This window comes from Streptomyces sp. NPDC002309, assembly GCF_053593375.1.
Genome location: NZ_JBSFCI010000027.1, coordinates 67164 through 81903, shown reverse-complemented (window position 1 = coordinate 81903; position 14740 = coordinate 67164). Strand labels below are relative to the sequence as shown.

The window sequence follows — 14740 nt, the reverse complement described above, 5'->3', positions numbered from 1 at the left end:
CCGGACAGGACGCCGTGCCGCCCGGAAGTTAGCCTTGGCCCAGCCGCGTGCCCGCGCGGCCCGGCGGCAGGCCCCGCCGTACCCGACCCGCGGCGCCGGCGCCGGCGACGGTCCCTGTTCGCGAGGCGCCCGGCCCGTCCGGGCCCCGGGCGGGCAGGAGACGTACGGCACGGTGGCCCGGCAGACCGAGAGCCTCCCGATGGACACCCCTGCGCAAGGACGGTCCGGCCGGCGCGACCAGGTACCCGTCGTCGCCGCGGTCGCCGTGGGCGGCGCGATCGGCGCGACGGCACGGTACGCGGCCACCCTGTGGTGGCCGGCCCAGACGGGCGGGTTCCCCTGGGCCATCTTCTGGGTCAATGTCTCCGGCTGCGCCGTGATGGGCGTGTTCATGGTGATCATCACCGACGCGTGGGCCGCCCACCGTCTGGTCCGCCCCTTCTTCGGCACCGGGGTGCTCGGCGGCTTCACCACCTTCTCGACCTACGCGGTGGACATCCAGCAGCTGGCCGTCACCGGTCATCCGCGCACCGCCCTCACCTACCTGGCCGCCACCGCGGCGGGGGCGCTCGTCGCGGTGTGGCTCGCGGCGAGCGCGACCCGCCGCCTCCTCGGCCGGAGTCGGCGATGAGAGGGGCGCCGTCGTGAACTGGCTGCTGGTCGTCGCGGGTGCCATGGTCGGCGCCCCGCTGCGCTATCTCACCGACCGGGCGACACAGTCCCGGCACGACTCCGTCTTCCCGTGGGGCACCTTCGTCGTCAACGTGGTCGGCTGCGCGTTCCTCGGCCTGCTGACCGGCGCGGCGGTCGCGGGCGCCGCGGACTCCGACCTGCGGCTGCTCCTCGGCACCGGCCTGTGCGGGGCCCTGACGACGTACTCGACCTTCTCGTACGAGACCCTGCGGCTGGCCGAGACCGGGGCGAGGCTCTGCGCCGCGCTCAACGTCGTGGCGAGCGTGAGCGCGGGGCTCGGCGCGCTGTACACGGGGCTCATGGTCGCCGAGGCGGTGTGGTCGTAGAGGCGTGCTCGGGCACGCGCAGCGGTACCCCGACGCTCCTGAGGTGGCGCAGTGCCTCCCGCTGCGAGGCCGGAAACGGGGCAGTCCCCGAGGCTTCCCGCACGTCAGGCCGCCCCGCCGGCCCGGCCGGAGCTTGACACGGGCCACGGGTGCACCTGACCATCACTCCCGTGAACCTGTCAGACAGCCAGACAGCCGGCGGGGGTCCGCGGCGCGTCAGCGCGATGGAAGCGGTCCTCACCCACCTTCGCGGCGCCATCGAGCGCGGTGACTACGCGATCGGCGACAAACTCCCCTCCGAGGCGGAGCTCTGCCGCACGCTCGAAGTCTCGCGGCCCGTCCTGCGCGAGGCGCTGCGCGCCCTGCAGACGATGGGGCTGACCGTCGCCAAGACAGGCAAGGGCACCTTCGTCGTCGCCGACAGCGTCGAGGACCCCACCTTCGGCGACTACTCGGCCAGCGACCTGATGGAGGTGCGCCGCCACGTGGAGATCCCCGTCGCCGGGTACGCGGCCCAGCGCCGCACTCCGGAGAACCTCGACCGTCTCGGCCACCTCCTGGACCGGATGGAGCGGGAGACGGACACCACCGCGTGGGTCGCCATGGACACCCTCTTCCACCTGACCGTGGCCGAGTCCGCGCAGAACCCGGTGTTCCGCCGTGTCATCGAGGAGATCCGGGACGCGCTGGCCCGCCAGTCGGCGTTCCTGAACGAGCTCGGCGGGCGGCGTGAACAGTCCGACCGGGAGCACCGGGCCATCGTCGAGGCGCTGACGGAAGGTGTCGAGCAGGACGCGATCGACGCCATGTCCCACCACCTCGACCGGGTCGAGACCACCCTCACCGACATCGTCCGCGCCCCGCGCGCGGACAGCCCCGCGGAAGGCGGAACCGACGCGTGATACGTGAACAGGAGCGGCTCGCCCCCGTGGTGGCCGAGGTCGGGACGGTGACGCGCGACGGCTCCGCCGGGGACGCGCCCCCCGTCCGGGAGCCCCGCCACGCCCCCGTCGCCCACCTCGTACGGGCCGGGATCGTCGAGGGCGTCCACTACGGCTCCGTCGTCGTCCTCGGCGCGGACGGCGAGGTCGACTTCGAGCTCGGTGACGTCAAGGCGGCGTTCTACCCGCGCTCGGCGCTCAAGCCCCTGCAGGCCGCGGCCATGGTGCGCGCCGGGCTGCCGCTCGACGGCGAGCTGCTCTCCCTCGCCGCCGCGAGCCACTCCGGAGAGGAACGCCATCTCGCCGGCACGCGGCGCATCCTGGAGCTCGCCGGACTGTCCGAGAGCGATCTGCGCAACGTGCCCGACATGCCCTTCGACCCGGTGGTGCGGGACGCGTGGGTGCGCGAGGGGCGGTCACCCTCCCGGCTCGCGCAGAACTGCTCCGGCAAGCACGCCGCCATGCTCTGGACGGCCAAGCTCAACGGCTGGTCCCTGGACGACTGCCTCGACCCCGCGCACCCGCTCCAGCAGGCCGTCGCCGAGGTCGTCGAGGAACTCACCGGCCAGCGGATCGCCCAGGTGACCGTCGACGGCTGCGGCGCGCCGCTGTTCTCCGTCTCCCTGCGCGGACTGGCCCGCGCGGCCTCCCGGATGCTCACCGCCGCGCCCGGCACTCCCGAGGCGCGGGTCGCCGACGCGATGCGCGACCACGCCGAGATGGCCTCCGGCGCCGGGCGGGACGTGGCCGCGTTGATGCGGGCGGTGCCCGGGTTGCTCGCCAAGGACGGATTCGAGGGCGTCCAGGTCGCCGCGCTCCCCGACGGGCGGGCCGTCGCGGTGAAGATCGCCGACGGGGCGAGCAGGGCGCGAGTCCCGGTGGCCGCCGCGGCGTTGGCCCGTGCCGGGGTGGATCCGGGCCTGCTCACCGCGTTCGTGGGCGAGCCGGTGCTCGGTGGAGGGAAGCCGGTGGGGGCGGTGCGCACGGTGCGGGCGCTGGATCCGCTGGAGTCCGCCGCTTCCGTCTGAGGGGGCTCGTACAGTTCCCGCCGCAGGTCGTCCGTGGCCGGTCGCGCGTTCTCCCGCCCCTCGGGGGCGTTCGGGCCCGACCGGCGCCGAGCGGGGCCGCGTCGCCGTGGCCGCTCGATCGCACGGCGACCGGTGCGCGGGCAGCTCATGGCCTCCCGCGGCAACAACGACGACCGGGTCCACTGCCGCTCGACCGGTACTTCCGGCAGCGCTCGCTCCAGGCCCCCGCGCCGATCTCGCCCTGGCCACCGCCCTCCTGGCCCGGCACGGTGTGCGCGCCGGCGGCTCGCGGCCGCTGAGCCGCGGCCAGGCCGAGCAGGTCGACGCGGTGACGACGCCCTGCGGGACGTACGACGCGGCAGGTGACGTCGCCCACCGCGTCGGCCCGCCCACCGCGTCGGCCCGCCCCGCAAGTTCGGCCTGCCCGGCAAGTGCGGCGTGGGCGGAGGAATCGCCGCCGTGGTGCCGGGCCGCTGCACATCGTCCGTGGGGAGCCCAGGGGCTCGACGCGCGCGGCGACTCGTCGGCCGGGGTCGCTGCCCTGGACCGATGCACGACGGTCACCGGACTGTCGGTCTTCCGATCACGCGGAGGTCATGCGCAGGTTAACCCCGCGAAGGCGGCGCGTCGTCTTCCGGCCACCCGGCGTTGACACCCTGACCGAGTGTTGGCCATGGCTTCTTCCGTCGATCTCCGCCGCTGCCAGTTGCTCGGTCTGGCCGGTACCGCCATTCTCGCGTCGGGCGGTGAGACGGCCGGAGCCCTCCCGGTCCGCGAACTGCTGTCACCGTCCTCGGCCGGTGCCGCACTCGGACTGGTCGGCGTCTACTTCGGCGTCGTCCTGCTGATCGCGGCCTGGGCCCTGCTCGGCAGGCTGCTGCGCGGCCCCGAACCGCCCACGCCCCGCTCCCTGCTGCTGGTCCTCGCCCTCTGGGCGGCCCCACTCCTGCTGGCGCCGCCGCTGTTCAGCCGGGACGTCTACAGCTACCTGGCTCAGGGCGCCATGGTCGATGCGCAGATCGACGTGTACGCGCACGGCCCCTCCCAGCTCGGCGGCCCGCTCGCCGACGAGGTCTCCCCGGTGTGGCAGCACACCGCCGCCCCCTACGGCCCGGTGTTCCTCGCCTCCGCCGCCGCGCTGTCGGGCCTGACCCGCGGTGAGATCCCCGCCGGCCTCATGGGCATGCGGCTGCTGGCGCTGCTGGGCGTGGCCCTGATGGCCGCCGCGCTGCCCCGCCTCGCCCGGCACAGCGGCGCCGACCCGGCCGCCGCGCTGTGGCTCGGGGCACTCAACCCCCTGGTGCTGCTGCACCTGGTGGCCGGCGCGCACAACGACGCCATGATGCTCGGCCTGCTCGGCGTGGGCCTGGTCGCGGCGCTGGGCCGGTGGCCCGTTCTCGGCGCGGTCCTCGTCACCCTCGCCGCGCTGGTCAAGGCGCCCGCGGCGCTCGGACTGGCCGCGATCGTCGTCCTCCAGACCCGCGCGGGCCGCGGCGCCGTACGCGCGGTGCTGACGACCACCGCCGCCGCGGCGGCGACGACGGTCGTCGCGACCGCCGTCGCCGGTACGGGATACGGGTGGATCGCCGCCCTCAACACCCCCGTCTCGCCGCACAACTGGGCCCTGACGAGCCTGCTCGGCCGGGCCACCGGCGCCCTGCTGGAGCGGCTGGGCAGCGATCTCGCGCCGTTCGCGGTGCCCGTCTGGCACACGATCGGCCTGGTGATCACCGCGGTCCTGCTGCTCGTCATATGGGTGCGGCTGCGCCCGCGCCCGGTGTACGCCCTCGGCCTCAGCCTCGCGGCGGTCGCCGCCTTCGGCCCGGCGATCCGGCCCTGGTACGCGTTGTGGGGCCTGTTCCTCATCGCCGCCGCGGCCCCCGACACCTCGGTACGGCAGCGGTTCGCGGCGGTCACAGGTGTGCTCGCGCTCGGCGTCCTGCCCAGCGGCGGCCAGGCCGACCTCGGGCAGCTGATGCTGGCCGTCTCCGGCGGAGCGCTCGCCGTGGTCGTGCTGTGGCAGGCCCACCAGGCCGCGCAGGCCCCGGTTCTGGGGCGTACCGCATGAGAACTCCTCGCACCGACCGCGGGCGGCTGCTGCTCGTGCTGCTCCTCGTCGCGGCCCTGACCGTCTTCACCGCGACCGTGCCGCTGCTGCGCGACTGGTTCGACCTGCGCGTCTACCACGGCGCCATCCACCACTGGATCCACGACGGCGGCCGGCTCTACGACTACCGGGTGCCGGGCACGATGTACGGCTTCACCTACCCGCCGTTCGCCGCCGTCGCGATGCTGCCCATGGCGCTCGTCGGGCTGCGGACCGCGATCGTGATCGCACTGCTGCTCAACCTGGCGGCCCTGGCCGTGTCGCTGCGCGTGCTGACCGGCCGCGCCTGGCGCCGCCACGGCTGGTACGGCTGTGCCCTGGCCGCCTGCGTCCTCGCGCTGTACGAGCCGCTGCGCGACACGGTCAGCTTCGGGCAGGTCAACGTCCTGCTGCTGGCCCTCGTCCTGGTCGACGCCTGGCTGCTCTCCACCGGGCGGGGCCGCTGGGCCGGCATCGGCATCGGCCTCGCGGCCGCCATCAAGCTCACGCCCGCCCTCTTCATCGGACTGCTGCTGCTCGCCGGCCGCCGGCGTGCCGCCGCCGTCGCGACGGGCGTGGCCGCCGGGGCGACGGGGCTCGCGGCCCTGGTGACACCCGGGGGTTCGCGCTTCTACTGGACGCAGGCCATGTGGGACACCACCCGCGTGGGCCGTCTGGACTACGTCTCCAACCAGTCCCTGCAGGGCATCCTGGCCCGGCTGGACGTCGAGAGCCGCGCGGTCTGGGCGGTCACCGTGCTGCTGGTGCTCGGCGTGTGGGTGTGGCGCTCCCGCAAGGCCGTGGCGGTCGGCGACTGGTACGCCGCGTTCGCCCTCACCGGCCTGACGGCGTGTCTGGTCAGCCCGATCACCTGGGTGCACCACCTCGTGTGGCTGCTGCCGGCGTTCGTGCTGCTGGTCCGCGCCGGGCAGCCACGGGTCGCGGCCGTGCTGTACGCGCTGATGTGCACGAGCGTGGTGTGGCTGTGGTTCGACGACGCGTCAGGGATCGACGGGTTCCTCGGCAGCAACACCTATACCTGGATCACCCTCGGGCTGCTGCTGGGGATGCCGGTCGGTCACTCCTCGACCTGGAAGACCTTCAGCCGCAGGGCGAACGCGGAGGCGGCCGCGCCCAGACAGGCGGCCGCCGCGATCGCCGCGGTCACCGGCCAGCCGGGCGCGGGATCCGGCGTGACCCCGGCGGCCACCGGGGCGGGCTCGGCCTCGGGGCCGGGTCGGGGCTTGCCGCGCAGGGCGTCCAGCGAGCCGACCGGGTCCACCCGGCCGGCGGCGCCGAAGCCCCAGTCGAGCAACGACCGGGCCTCCTCGTAGACGTCGAAGGGCACACCCGACTGAGGGTTCAGCACCGTCACGACCAGGGTGCGCCCGCCGCGCCGGGCCGCCGCGACGAGGGTGTTCCCGGCGCCGCTGGTGTAGCCGTTCTTGACGCCGATCAGGCCGGGGTAGCGGCGTACGCCGTCGTCGCCGGAGAGCAGCCGGTTGGTGTTGCGGATGTCGTAGGCCCAGCCGTTCTCCCCGGGGAACTTGGCCTCCAGGGTGGCGCAGTAGCGGGCGAACTCCGCGTTGCGCAGCCCCTCCCGGCCGAAGACCGCAAGGTCGTACGCCGACGACACCTGGCCGTGCGCGTCGTACCCGTCGGGTGACAGGACCCGTGTGTCGCGTGCGCCGAGGATCCGCGCCTTGGCCTCCATCTGCCGGGAGGTCACGTCCCAGCCGCCGTTGAGCCCGGCCAGCACGTGCACGGCGTCGTTGCCGGAGCTGAGGAACACCCCGCGCCACAGGTCCGAGATGCGGTACGACTGCCCCTCGCTGACGCCGACGAGGCTGCTGCCCTCGCCGACCTCCGCCAGTTCGCCGTAGGTGACCCGGTGCTGGATGCCGCCGGGCAGCACGGGCAGCACGGTGAGGGCGAAGAGGGTCTTCAGGGTGCTGGCCGGCGGCAGCTTGCGGTGCGCGTCGTGCGCGGCGAGCACCTCGCCGGTGCGGGCGTCGGCGACCAGCCACGACAGGGCGGAGACGTCCGGGACCCCCGGTGCGCCGGAGCGTGGCCGCACCTGTGTGCCGGGGCGGTACAGCACGGCCGGCACCGGCGCCGTTCCGCGCGGCACACCCGGCGCTCCGGGGTCGGCCCCGGCCGGTGCGCCGGCGGCGGCGGGCGCGAGGGCCAGGGCACCGGCCAGGCAGAGACCACACGTCGACACGGCCACCCGAGAAGCGAATCCGATCGTCATATGATCAAACTAGGAATGGACCGGCCGTGATCGGTGCTGGCCGGGCCGAGCGGTGCCGGCGTGCACCCGGATGCCGCACGGGTCCCGGCACGGCGCGCCGCCCGGAGGGGCGGGCTGTCCGGTGCCACCTACGCCTCCGGAACGTGGGAGCAGGTCGACCGGGCGCCCTTCGACATCGTCAGCGCGGATGCCTACGGCGATTCCAGTGACGCCTTCCGTCAGGGCCTGCGCGGGTATTTCCGGCACGGCAAGCCGCTCGCGGCGACCGAGTTCGGCTGCTGCACCTACCGGGGTGCAGCCGAGCGCGGCGGAAGGGGCTGGGGCGATGTCGTCGATCACGATGCCGATCCGCCCCGCATCAACGGCGATCACGTCCGCGACGAGGAGGAACAGGCCGGCTGCCCGCGCGAGATGCTCGCCGTCTTCGACGAGGAGGGAGTGGACACCGCCTTCTGGTTCACCTTCGTCGGCTACGAGTACCCGCACCACACCGACCCGCGCTCCGACCTCGACATGGCCTCCTACGGGGTGTGCAAGCTGATGCCCGACGGCAGCCTCGCCCCCAAGCGTTCCTTCCGCGCCATGGCCGAGGGCTCGGAATCGGCCTTGCCAGTGGGGGATTCCATGACGCTGATCATGTAGATCCCGGGAAATTTCGTGACTGCTGAGAGCTTGGGCGCGGCCCACGAACCAGCGCGCTCCGAGCACACCTGCCGCGGTCGTCGCAGCGCGGGACGCTTCGCTCCACGCGTTCACGGCTCACCGACAGACGCTGACCGGATTCCGCTCGTGGTCGGTCACGGCCGGCGGCAGGCTGCGCGAGGCAGTGCGAAGTGGCCCGTCCCGCAGCGCGGGCCACTTCGCCCCACTTCATCAGGGGGAGTGCCTCGCGGTCAGGAGAGCTCATTCCATCGCTTGTCGGTGGCGATCGCGGTGAGTTGTTCGATGGTGATTGCCGGCGATGTGCGGGTGGCCGGCTGGTCGATCTGGCCGGAGTCGTGGGCGGAGACGACGACCCGCAGGCCGTCCGGGCGCAGAGTATCGGCCGACCAGGTGACCAGGCCGCCCGCACTCTCCTCCTGCTTCGACGTGGCCAGCAGTGTTCCGTCCGGCAGGCGGGTGGAATCGCTGAACAGTTCGTCCTCCGCCCAGGACATGCCCGTCTGGACATTGATCTCGACACGGGATGCAGCCCCGTCGTCGGTGACCACGACGTAGGCGCTCTCGCCGTGCTGACCGCCTTGCTCGGTCACTTCGAGCCCGGGCGGCACCAGTGCGACCAGCCTGTCCTGAAGTTCGGAGGCGCCCAAGCCCTCGACCCGGCCGATTGTCCGCACAGGATCGACCACTTTGCCCGCCGTGGTCACGGCGAGATAGGACAGGCCGGAGAAGGCGCCGGCGACTGCCAGCGTCAGGGCGCGGTCCTTCATCGTGCGGGGCACCAAGAGCGAGACAAGGAGCAGCACAAGGAACAGTGCGATGGCCTCGTTCCATTTGTCCAGTGCCTGCGCACTGTAGATGGCTTCCCCGCCGCAGACGGCCGCGAGGGCAGCGGTCCCGTTGACACGTCGCGCGCTGTCACTGCCGGCGCGCGACCAGCGGCCCGCTACACCGAACAGGGGACCCGCCACGAAAGCAGCGCCCACCCAGACGAGGGGCCAGTAGAGGTCCCCCATGCCGTCTCGCCCGAGTTCGGCGTAGCCGTAGTAGCCGACTACGAGGCCGAGTTCGGTCAGCAGGCCCGTGACGGCGGCGGCCATGTCGGAGATGCGGCGTGCGAAGACCGCGGTGACGGCGAAGGCGGCGGCGGACCAGACAGCTCCGGAGTTGGCTATCCGGTTCCAGGAGCCGGGAAGCCATCCCTGGGCGAGACAGGTGAGCACTCCGAGGGCGAGTCCCGTTCCGAGTCCCCAACCCGGGGCGCGGAAGGCAGGAGGGCGGACTGCGGGGAGCGTCGTCGGCGTCGTCGTTGCCATGGTGTCCGATCGGTCGGTGCGAGCACGTTTCGGGCCGCCTCGAGCCGCCGAAGCACAGGGAACCCAGGGCGGCGGCCGCCCGGCGCCGGTACAGGATGCGCTGCGGAGCGGTAGCCCCCGACACGGGGACGTCAACGCACGCACCCTCCCGTCAAGGCAGCTTACATTCATTACATCATTCACTACCTCAATTGATACGGGAGGGCGGCAGTCAGAGCGACGCCCCGCTCACTTGCCTTTGCGGAGCAGCCCTGCACGGCGCCCCTGCGACACCGTTGCCCTGCGCGGCATCACGGAGGCGGGCTCCGCCCTGACCGCCGGAGCTGTGACTTGCGCGCCTGCCCACGAACGCTGCGGCAGCGATGCGACGAGCCGCGGGTTCAGAGTCCGTACCGCGCTCGCGCCTCCCGCACGGTCTGTACGTCGAGCGTGTCGCTGTGCGCGAGGGCGGAGAGAGCGGCGACCACGATCGAGTGGGGGTCGACCCCGAAGTGGCGCCGCACCGCCTCCCGGGTGCCGGACAGCCCGAACCCGTCCGTGCCGAGTGAGTGCCATTCCTGGGGGACCCACTGGCTGATCTGGTCAGGGACCGTCCGCATCCAGTCGCTGACCGCGAGCACGGGCCCGGGCGCGCCGGCCAGCGCACGCGTGACGTACGGAATCCGCTTGCCTCCCCGCCGCCACGCGGCATCACACTCCAAGGCGTCGCGTCGCAACTCGCTCCACGAGGTGGCGGACCACACGTCGGCTGCCACGCCCCAGTCCTCGGCAAGGAGCCGCTGGGCTTCCAGCACCCAGTGGATGGCCGTGCCCGAGGCAAGGAGTTGGAGTCGCGGGACGTCCGCGGCCGCATGACGGTTCTCGGCCTGCCGGAAGCGGTACAACCCCTTGAGGATTCCTTCTTCCACGCCCGGGTCGGTCGGCATCGGCGGCTGGATCCTGGGCTCGTTGTAGACGGTGAGGTAGTAGAAGACATCCTCCGGTTTCGCCCCGTACATGCGCCGCAGTCCTTCACGAACGATGACGGCGATCTCGTACGCGAAGGCGGGGTCGTAGGCGACGGCTGCCGGGTTGGTGGAGGCGATCAGGTGCGAATGGCCGTCGCCGTGCTGCAAACCTTCTCCCGTCATGGTGGTGCGGCCGGCGGTCGCTCCGACCAGAAACCCCCGGCCGAGCTGGTCGGCCAGTGCCCACATCTGGTCAGCGGTGCGCTGCCAGCCGAACATGGCGTAGAAGATGTAGAAGGGGATCATCGGTTCGCCGTGTGTCGCGTAGGACGTGGCGGCAGCCGTGAAGGAGGCCATGGAGCCGGCCTCGGTGATGCCTTCGTCGAGGACCTGGCCGTTGCGGGCTTCCTTGTAGTAGAGCAGCTGGTCACGGTCGACGGGCTCGTAGTTCTGGCCGACCGGGGAGTAGATCCCGAAGGTGGGGAAGAAGGACTCCATGCCGAAGGTGCGGGCCTCGTCCGGCACGATCGGCACCCATCGCCTGCCGGTGTCCGCTTCGCGCATCAGGTCCTTGACCAGGCGGACGAGTGCGGTGGTCGTCGCGACCTCCTGGTCCCCCGATCCCCTGGCCGGAGCCTCGAAGGGTTTGGCCGACGGGGCGGGCAGCGCCACAGGATGGAACTTGCGGGTCGGTGCCGGGCCACCCAGTGCCGTTCGGCGGTCGTGGAGATAGCGAACTTCCGGGGAGTCGGCACCCGGGTGGGCGTAGGGCACCAGTTCGTCGTCCAGCCTGCTGTCCGGGATCGGCAGGTCGAGCAGATCGCGCAGTGCGCGGAACTCCCTGCCGGTCAGCTTCTTCATCTGGTGATTGGCGTTGCGCGACTCGAACCCGCTGCCGAGCGTGTGGCCCTTGACCGTCTGGACGAGTACGACCGTCGGCGCGCCCTGATGGTCGACCGCCGCCCGGTACGCGGCGTGGACCTTGCGGGGTTCGTGCCCGGCTCGGGAGGTGTGGAAGCAGTCGCTGATCTGCGCGTCGGTGAGGACCTTCGCCATCTCGACGAGGGCCGGGTCGGCACCGAAGAAGTGCTGTCGGATGTAGGCCGCGTCCCGTGTCGCATAGGTCTGGAACTGTCCGTCGGGGACTTCGCGCAGTCGGCGTACGAGTGCGCCGGTGGTGTCCAGGGTGAACAGGTCGTCCCAGGCGCTGCCCCAGAGTGCCTTGACGACGTTCCATCCGGCCGCACGGAACTGGGCCTCGAGTTCTTGGACGATCTTGAAGTTGGCCCGCACGGGTCCGTCGAGTCGCTGCAGGTTGCAGTTCACGACGAACGTGAGGTTGTCCAGTCCTTCGCGGCCCGCGAGGGCCAGGGCCGCGGTCGACTCGGGTTCGTCCATCTCACCGTCCCCCAGGAACGCCCACACGCGGGAGAGGGCGGTGTCCTTGATGCCGCGGTGGTGCAGGTAGCGATTGAACCGCGCCTGGTGGATCGCGGACAGCGGGCCCAGGCCCATCGAGACGGTGGGGAACTCCCACAGCCACGGGAGCCGGCGCGGGTGCGGATAGGAGGGCAGGCCTCCGTCACCCGGTTCCTGCCGGAAGCGGTCCAGGTCCTCCTCGGTGAGTCGGCCGTCGAGGAACGCGCGGGCGTAGATGCCGGGGGAGGCGTGCCCCTGGAGGAAGAGCTGGTCGCCCGAGCCGTCCGGTTCCTTGCCCCGGAAGAAATGGTTGAAGCCGGTCTCGTAGAGCCATGCGGCGGATGCGAAGGTGGCTATGTGCCCGCCGAGCCCCAGGCGGCTGCCGCGGGTCACCATCGCGGCCGCGTTCCAGCGGTTCCACGCGGTGATGCGCCGTTCCAGGTCCTCGTCGCCCGGGAAGTGCGGTTCCGCGGCTGTGGGGATGCTGTTGAGGTAGTCGCTCTCCATGAGCTTCGGCGGGTGCAGGCCGGCCCGCTCCGCATGCTCGATGGTGCGGCGCAGGAGGTACGAGGCGCGCTGCGGCCCGGCCGCGGCGACGACGGCGTCCAGGGAGGCCGCCCACTCGGCGGTCTCGTCGGGATCCCGGTCGGGAACCTGATCGAGTTCGCTCGGGCCCTGTGTGTTCTCCATCATCTTGATCGCCTCTTTCCTGCTCCTGGCAGTAACGTCCCCCGGAATTTTGTTCTGGATAGATTTCATCCAGATTCATGTCCGCGAAAGACGCGCGGCGGGGCCGCGCGCGAAATGGATCAATCGTCCCCGATGGCTTGCCGTACCCGCTTCCCCATGGCGGGGATGTACGCGTCGGTCGTGGCCTGGATGTCGGCGAGGCTCTGCTCGGCCAGAGCCTTCCGCCACGCGGTCTCGGCCTTCCCCATGGCGGTCCTCACCGCGCACGGCCGGACGAAGGAGGTGTCCGGGCATCTCTCGCCGATGGTCCCGCAGCGGCGGATCTCCGCGCAGTGGAAGAGGGGCTCATCGCCTTCCACGGCGATGACCACGTCCAGCAGTGATACCGCCTCCAGCGGTCTGGCCAGCCGGAAGCCGCCCCGTGCCCCGGGTACGGACTCCAGCAGTCCAGCCTTGACAAGCTGCTGCAGTTGCTTGTTCAAGTAGGAGGGTGAGAGGTCGTGCCCGGCTGCAAGCTGCGCGGTGGGCACGGGCTCGTCGCCACGCAGCCACGCGAGGTTGAGCAGTGTGTGCAGCGCCCATTCCACACCCTTACCGGTTCGCATACCTGGATGTTACACATCCGGGTTCTCGAGTGCAAACCGCCCACCCGTGCCGTCGGCGGGGATGGCGTGGGCTGGGTTGACCCGCTGAATCTAGATGTTTAATATCCAGATATCCGGATGGACGCCAGGCTGTGCGCCCCGGTCGGCGCCTGGAGCGCCCGCTCGCCTCTTGCGTCCCACTTGATCCGGGCGTTCGAGGAGATCTTTTGTCCAGCGCCCTTGGCGCAAATCTTTGTATGGAGTGATTCTGGATGCAAAACATCCTGATTATCGGTGGTGGGTTCGCAGGTGTGTGGTCGGCGGCCGCGGCTGTGCGCGCGGCACGCGCCCACGGCGTGCCGCAGTCGGAGCTGCAGGTGACGGTGGTCAGCAGCGGCGACGACCTGGTGATCCGTCCGCGGCTCTACGAGTCCGATCCGGGGGAGAAGCGCGTGGCGCTGGACCGGGTCCTGGGGCCGATCGGCGTCCGGCGGATCGCGGCGACGGTCACCGGCATCGACACCGCCACCCGGACGGTGAACGCGGTCGACCGCACAGGACGTGACACCGTGCTGAGCTATGACCGACTGGTGCTGGCCTCTGGCAGCCAGGTGGTGCGCCCGACGATTCCCGGCGCCCAGTGGATCTTCGACGTGGACACCCTCGATGCCGCGACGTCACTGGACCACCATCTGCGCCGTCTGCCGCAGCGCGCGTCGACGCCGGGATCCCTCACCGCGGTCGTCATCGGAGCGGGCTTCACCGGCCTGGAGCTCGCCACGGAACTGACCGGCCGACTGCGTGAACTGGCGGGCGAAACCGCCGATGTCCGCGTTGTCCTGGTGGAACGCGCCGAAGCCGTGGGGCCCGAGCTGGGTGAGGGCCCGCGCCCGCACATCAGCTCCGCTCTCCGCGAGCTGGGAGTCGAGGTGCGTCTGGGCGGGACAGTCGTGAGGGTGACCGAGGACGAGGTGGAGCTCTCCGACGGTGAAACCATTCCCGCCTCCACTGTGATCTGGACGGCCGGTATGGCTGCCAGCCCGCTCACCCAGCACATCCCCGCGGAGCGGGACCGGTACGGGCGGCTGCGAGTGGACGAGTACCTGCGCGTACGGGGAGTGCCCGGGGTGTTCGCGTCCGGTGACACGGCGGCAGCTGCCGCTGGGGAGGGGAAGACAGTGACGCAGAGCTGCCAACACGCCATCCCTCTCGGCAAGTTCGCCGGGCACAACGTGGCTGCCGATGTACTTGGCATGGAATTGGCGCCCTTCGCGCCGAATCCCTACGTGACGTGTCTGGACCTCGGTCCCGCTGGAGCGGTGGTCACCACCGGTTGGGACCGGGTCGTGGAGAAGACCGGCGACCAGGGGAAGGCCCTCAAGCGGCAGATCAATGCCGAATGGATCTATCCGCCGGTCGACGACGCCGAGGCCATCCTCGAACTCGCCGACCATGGTGACTCCTGGTCGATGGAGGACGTCAGGTCCTGAAGCGAGACCGTCGGCTTCTTCACGACGGACACCGCGCTTCTCGGAGACCATCGCGCATCCGTCGGAAGCGCACGTCATCGACGGGGACGACCGTCTTGCCGGCGCCGTGACCGGAGGTCTGCCGGGTCGGTGGATGAAGGATCGGATCGTGTGGCGAGTGCGTGGGGGACGGGTCGATGGGGGACCGCTCCCTGACGGTGAATCCGGCTGATCCGTACCGGCGATCCGGCAGGGGCGCGGCCCGCGAGCAGCGCCGGGCCGGCCGCCCTCGGGCACCTGGACCCGGCGGTGCCCTACCTCGCGGGG

At 71.6% G+C, this 14740-nt stretch carries 11 protein-coding genes and 2 pseudogenes; 9 read left to right on the top strand and 4 right to left on the bottom strand.

Going from position 1 to position 14740, the window contains the following annotated elements; translation table 11 throughout:
- The first annotated feature begins 199 nt into the window (after nt 1–199).
- The 7 genes and pseudogenes from crcB (ACWCPM_RS22975) (at nt 200) to ACWCPM_RS22945 (ending at nt 6408) form a co-directional block, all read left to right on the top strand.
- Nucleotides 200–631, top strand: a complete 432-nt coding sequence (gene crcB / locus ACWCPM_RS22975; RefSeq protein WP_450978134.1) for a fluoride efflux transporter CrcB — start codon at nt 200–202, stop codon at nt 629–631.
- Between the two features lie 13 nt (nt 632–644).
- Nucleotides 645–1019 carry a fluoride efflux transporter CrcB gene (gene crcB / locus ACWCPM_RS22970; protein WP_450978103.1) on the top strand — a complete coding sequence of 125 codons (375 nt, stop codon included), beginning with the start codon at nt 645–647 and terminating at the stop codon, nt 1017–1019.
- 224 nt (nt 1020–1243) lie between these two features.
- Nucleotides 1244–1921 carry a FadR/GntR family transcriptional regulator gene (locus tag ACWCPM_RS22965; RefSeq protein WP_450978133.1) on the top strand — a complete coding sequence of 226 codons (678 nt, stop codon included), beginning with the start codon at nt 1244–1246 and terminating at the stop codon, nt 1919–1921.
- Between the two features lie 47 nt (nt 1922–1968).
- A complete protein-coding gene (locus ACWCPM_RS22960; RefSeq protein ID WP_450978132.1) occupies nt 1969–2988 on the top strand; it encodes an asparaginase in 1020 nt (339 codons plus the stop codon).
- 100 nt (nt 2989–3088) lie between these two features.
- Nucleotides 3089–3568 (top strand): annotated as a pseudogene (locus ACWCPM_RS22955) (glutaminase); the annotation flags it as partial.
- A gap of 93 nt (nt 3569–3661) precedes the next feature.
- Complete coding sequence (gene mptB / locus ACWCPM_RS22950) at nt 3662–5056, top strand: polyprenol phosphomannose-dependent alpha 1,6 mannosyltransferase MptB (RefSeq protein ID WP_450978102.1); 1395 nt, start codon at nt 3662–3664, stop codon at nt 5054–5056.
- Complete coding sequence (locus ACWCPM_RS22945; protein WP_450978101.1) at nt 5053–6408, top strand: glycosyltransferase 87 family protein; 1356 nt, start codon at nt 5053–5055, stop codon at nt 6406–6408. Before mptB ends, ACWCPM_RS22945 begins: the two co-directional genes overlap by 4 nt.
- 83 nt (nt 6409–6491) lie before the next feature.
- Here the strand turns inward: ACWCPM_RS22945 and ACWCPM_RS22940 are convergent.
- Nucleotides 6492–7328: pseudogene (locus tag ACWCPM_RS22940) on the bottom strand (D-alanyl-D-alanine carboxypeptidase family protein); the annotation flags it as partial.
- Nucleotides 7329–7388: 60 nt separating this feature from the next.
- Between ACWCPM_RS22940 and ACWCPM_RS22935 the strand changes: the two are divergent.
- Complete coding sequence (locus ACWCPM_RS22935; RefSeq protein ID WP_450978100.1) at nt 7389–7970, top strand: hypothetical protein; 582 nt, start codon at nt 7389–7391, stop codon at nt 7968–7970.
- 251 nt (nt 7971–8221) lie between these two features.
- Here ACWCPM_RS22935 and ACWCPM_RS22930 read toward each other — a convergent pair whose 3' ends face one another.
- From ACWCPM_RS22930 to ACWCPM_RS22920, 3 genes are all read right to left on the bottom strand, one after another.
- The gene (locus tag ACWCPM_RS22930) at nt 8222–9304 is read right to left on the bottom strand and encodes a DUF6518 family protein (RefSeq protein WP_450978099.1); all 1083 of its coding nucleotides are present in this window, start codon (nt 9302–9304) and stop codon (nt 8222–8224) included.
- 380 nt (nt 9305–9684) lie between these two features.
- A complete protein-coding gene (gene aceE, locus ACWCPM_RS22925) occupies nt 9685–12363 on the bottom strand; it encodes a pyruvate dehydrogenase (acetyl-transferring), homodimeric type (RefSeq protein ID WP_450978098.1) in 2679 nt (892 codons plus the stop codon).
- A 116-nt stretch (nt 12364–12479) separates the two neighbouring features.
- Nucleotides 12480–12965, bottom strand: a complete 486-nt coding sequence (locus ACWCPM_RS22920) for an RrF2 family transcriptional regulator (RefSeq protein ID WP_450978097.1) — start codon at nt 12963–12965, stop codon at nt 12480–12482.
- Between the two features lie 251 nt (nt 12966–13216).
- Between ACWCPM_RS22920 and ACWCPM_RS22915 the strand changes: the two genes are divergently transcribed.
- Nucleotides 13217–14434 carry an NAD(P)/FAD-dependent oxidoreductase gene (locus ACWCPM_RS22915; protein ID WP_450978096.1) on the top strand — a complete coding sequence of 406 codons (1218 nt, stop codon included), beginning with the start codon at nt 13217–13219 and terminating at the stop codon, nt 14432–14434.
- The last annotated feature ends 306 nt before the right edge of the window (nt 14435–14740 follow it).

What these genes read in the sequence shown, in the direction of transcription:
- ACWCPM_RS22915 (WP_450978096.1), top strand. Translation starts at nt 13,217, where the DNA reads ATGCAAAACATCCTGATTATCGGTGGTGGGTTCGCAGGTGTGTGGTCG.
- ACWCPM_RS22965 (WP_450978133.1), top strand. Translation starts at nt 1,244, where the DNA reads ATGGAAGCGGTCCTCACCCACCTTCGCGGCGCCATCGAGCGCGGTGAC.
- crcB (WP_450978134.1), top strand. Translation starts at nt 200, where the DNA reads ATGGACACCCCTGCGCAAGGACGGTCCGGCCGGCGCGACCAGGTACCC.
- mptB (WP_450978102.1), top strand. Translation starts at nt 3,662, where the DNA reads ATGGCTTCTTCCGTCGATCTCCGCCGCTGCCAGTTGCTCGGTCTGGCC.
- aceE (WP_450978098.1), bottom strand. Translation starts at nt 12,363, where the DNA reads ATGATGGAGAACACACAGGGCCCGAGCGAACTCGATCAGGTTCCCGAC.
- ACWCPM_RS22945 (WP_450978101.1), top strand. Translation starts at nt 5,053, where the DNA reads ATGAGAACTCCTCGCACCGACCGCGGGCGGCTGCTGCTCGTGCTGCTC.
- ACWCPM_RS22930 (WP_450978099.1), bottom strand. Translation starts at nt 9,304, where the DNA reads ATGGCAACGACGACGCCGACGACGCTCCCCGCAGTCCGCCCTCCTGCC.
- ACWCPM_RS22920 (WP_450978097.1), bottom strand. Translation starts at nt 12,965, where the DNA reads ATGCGAACCGGTAAGGGTGTGGAATGGGCGCTGCACACACTGCTCAAC.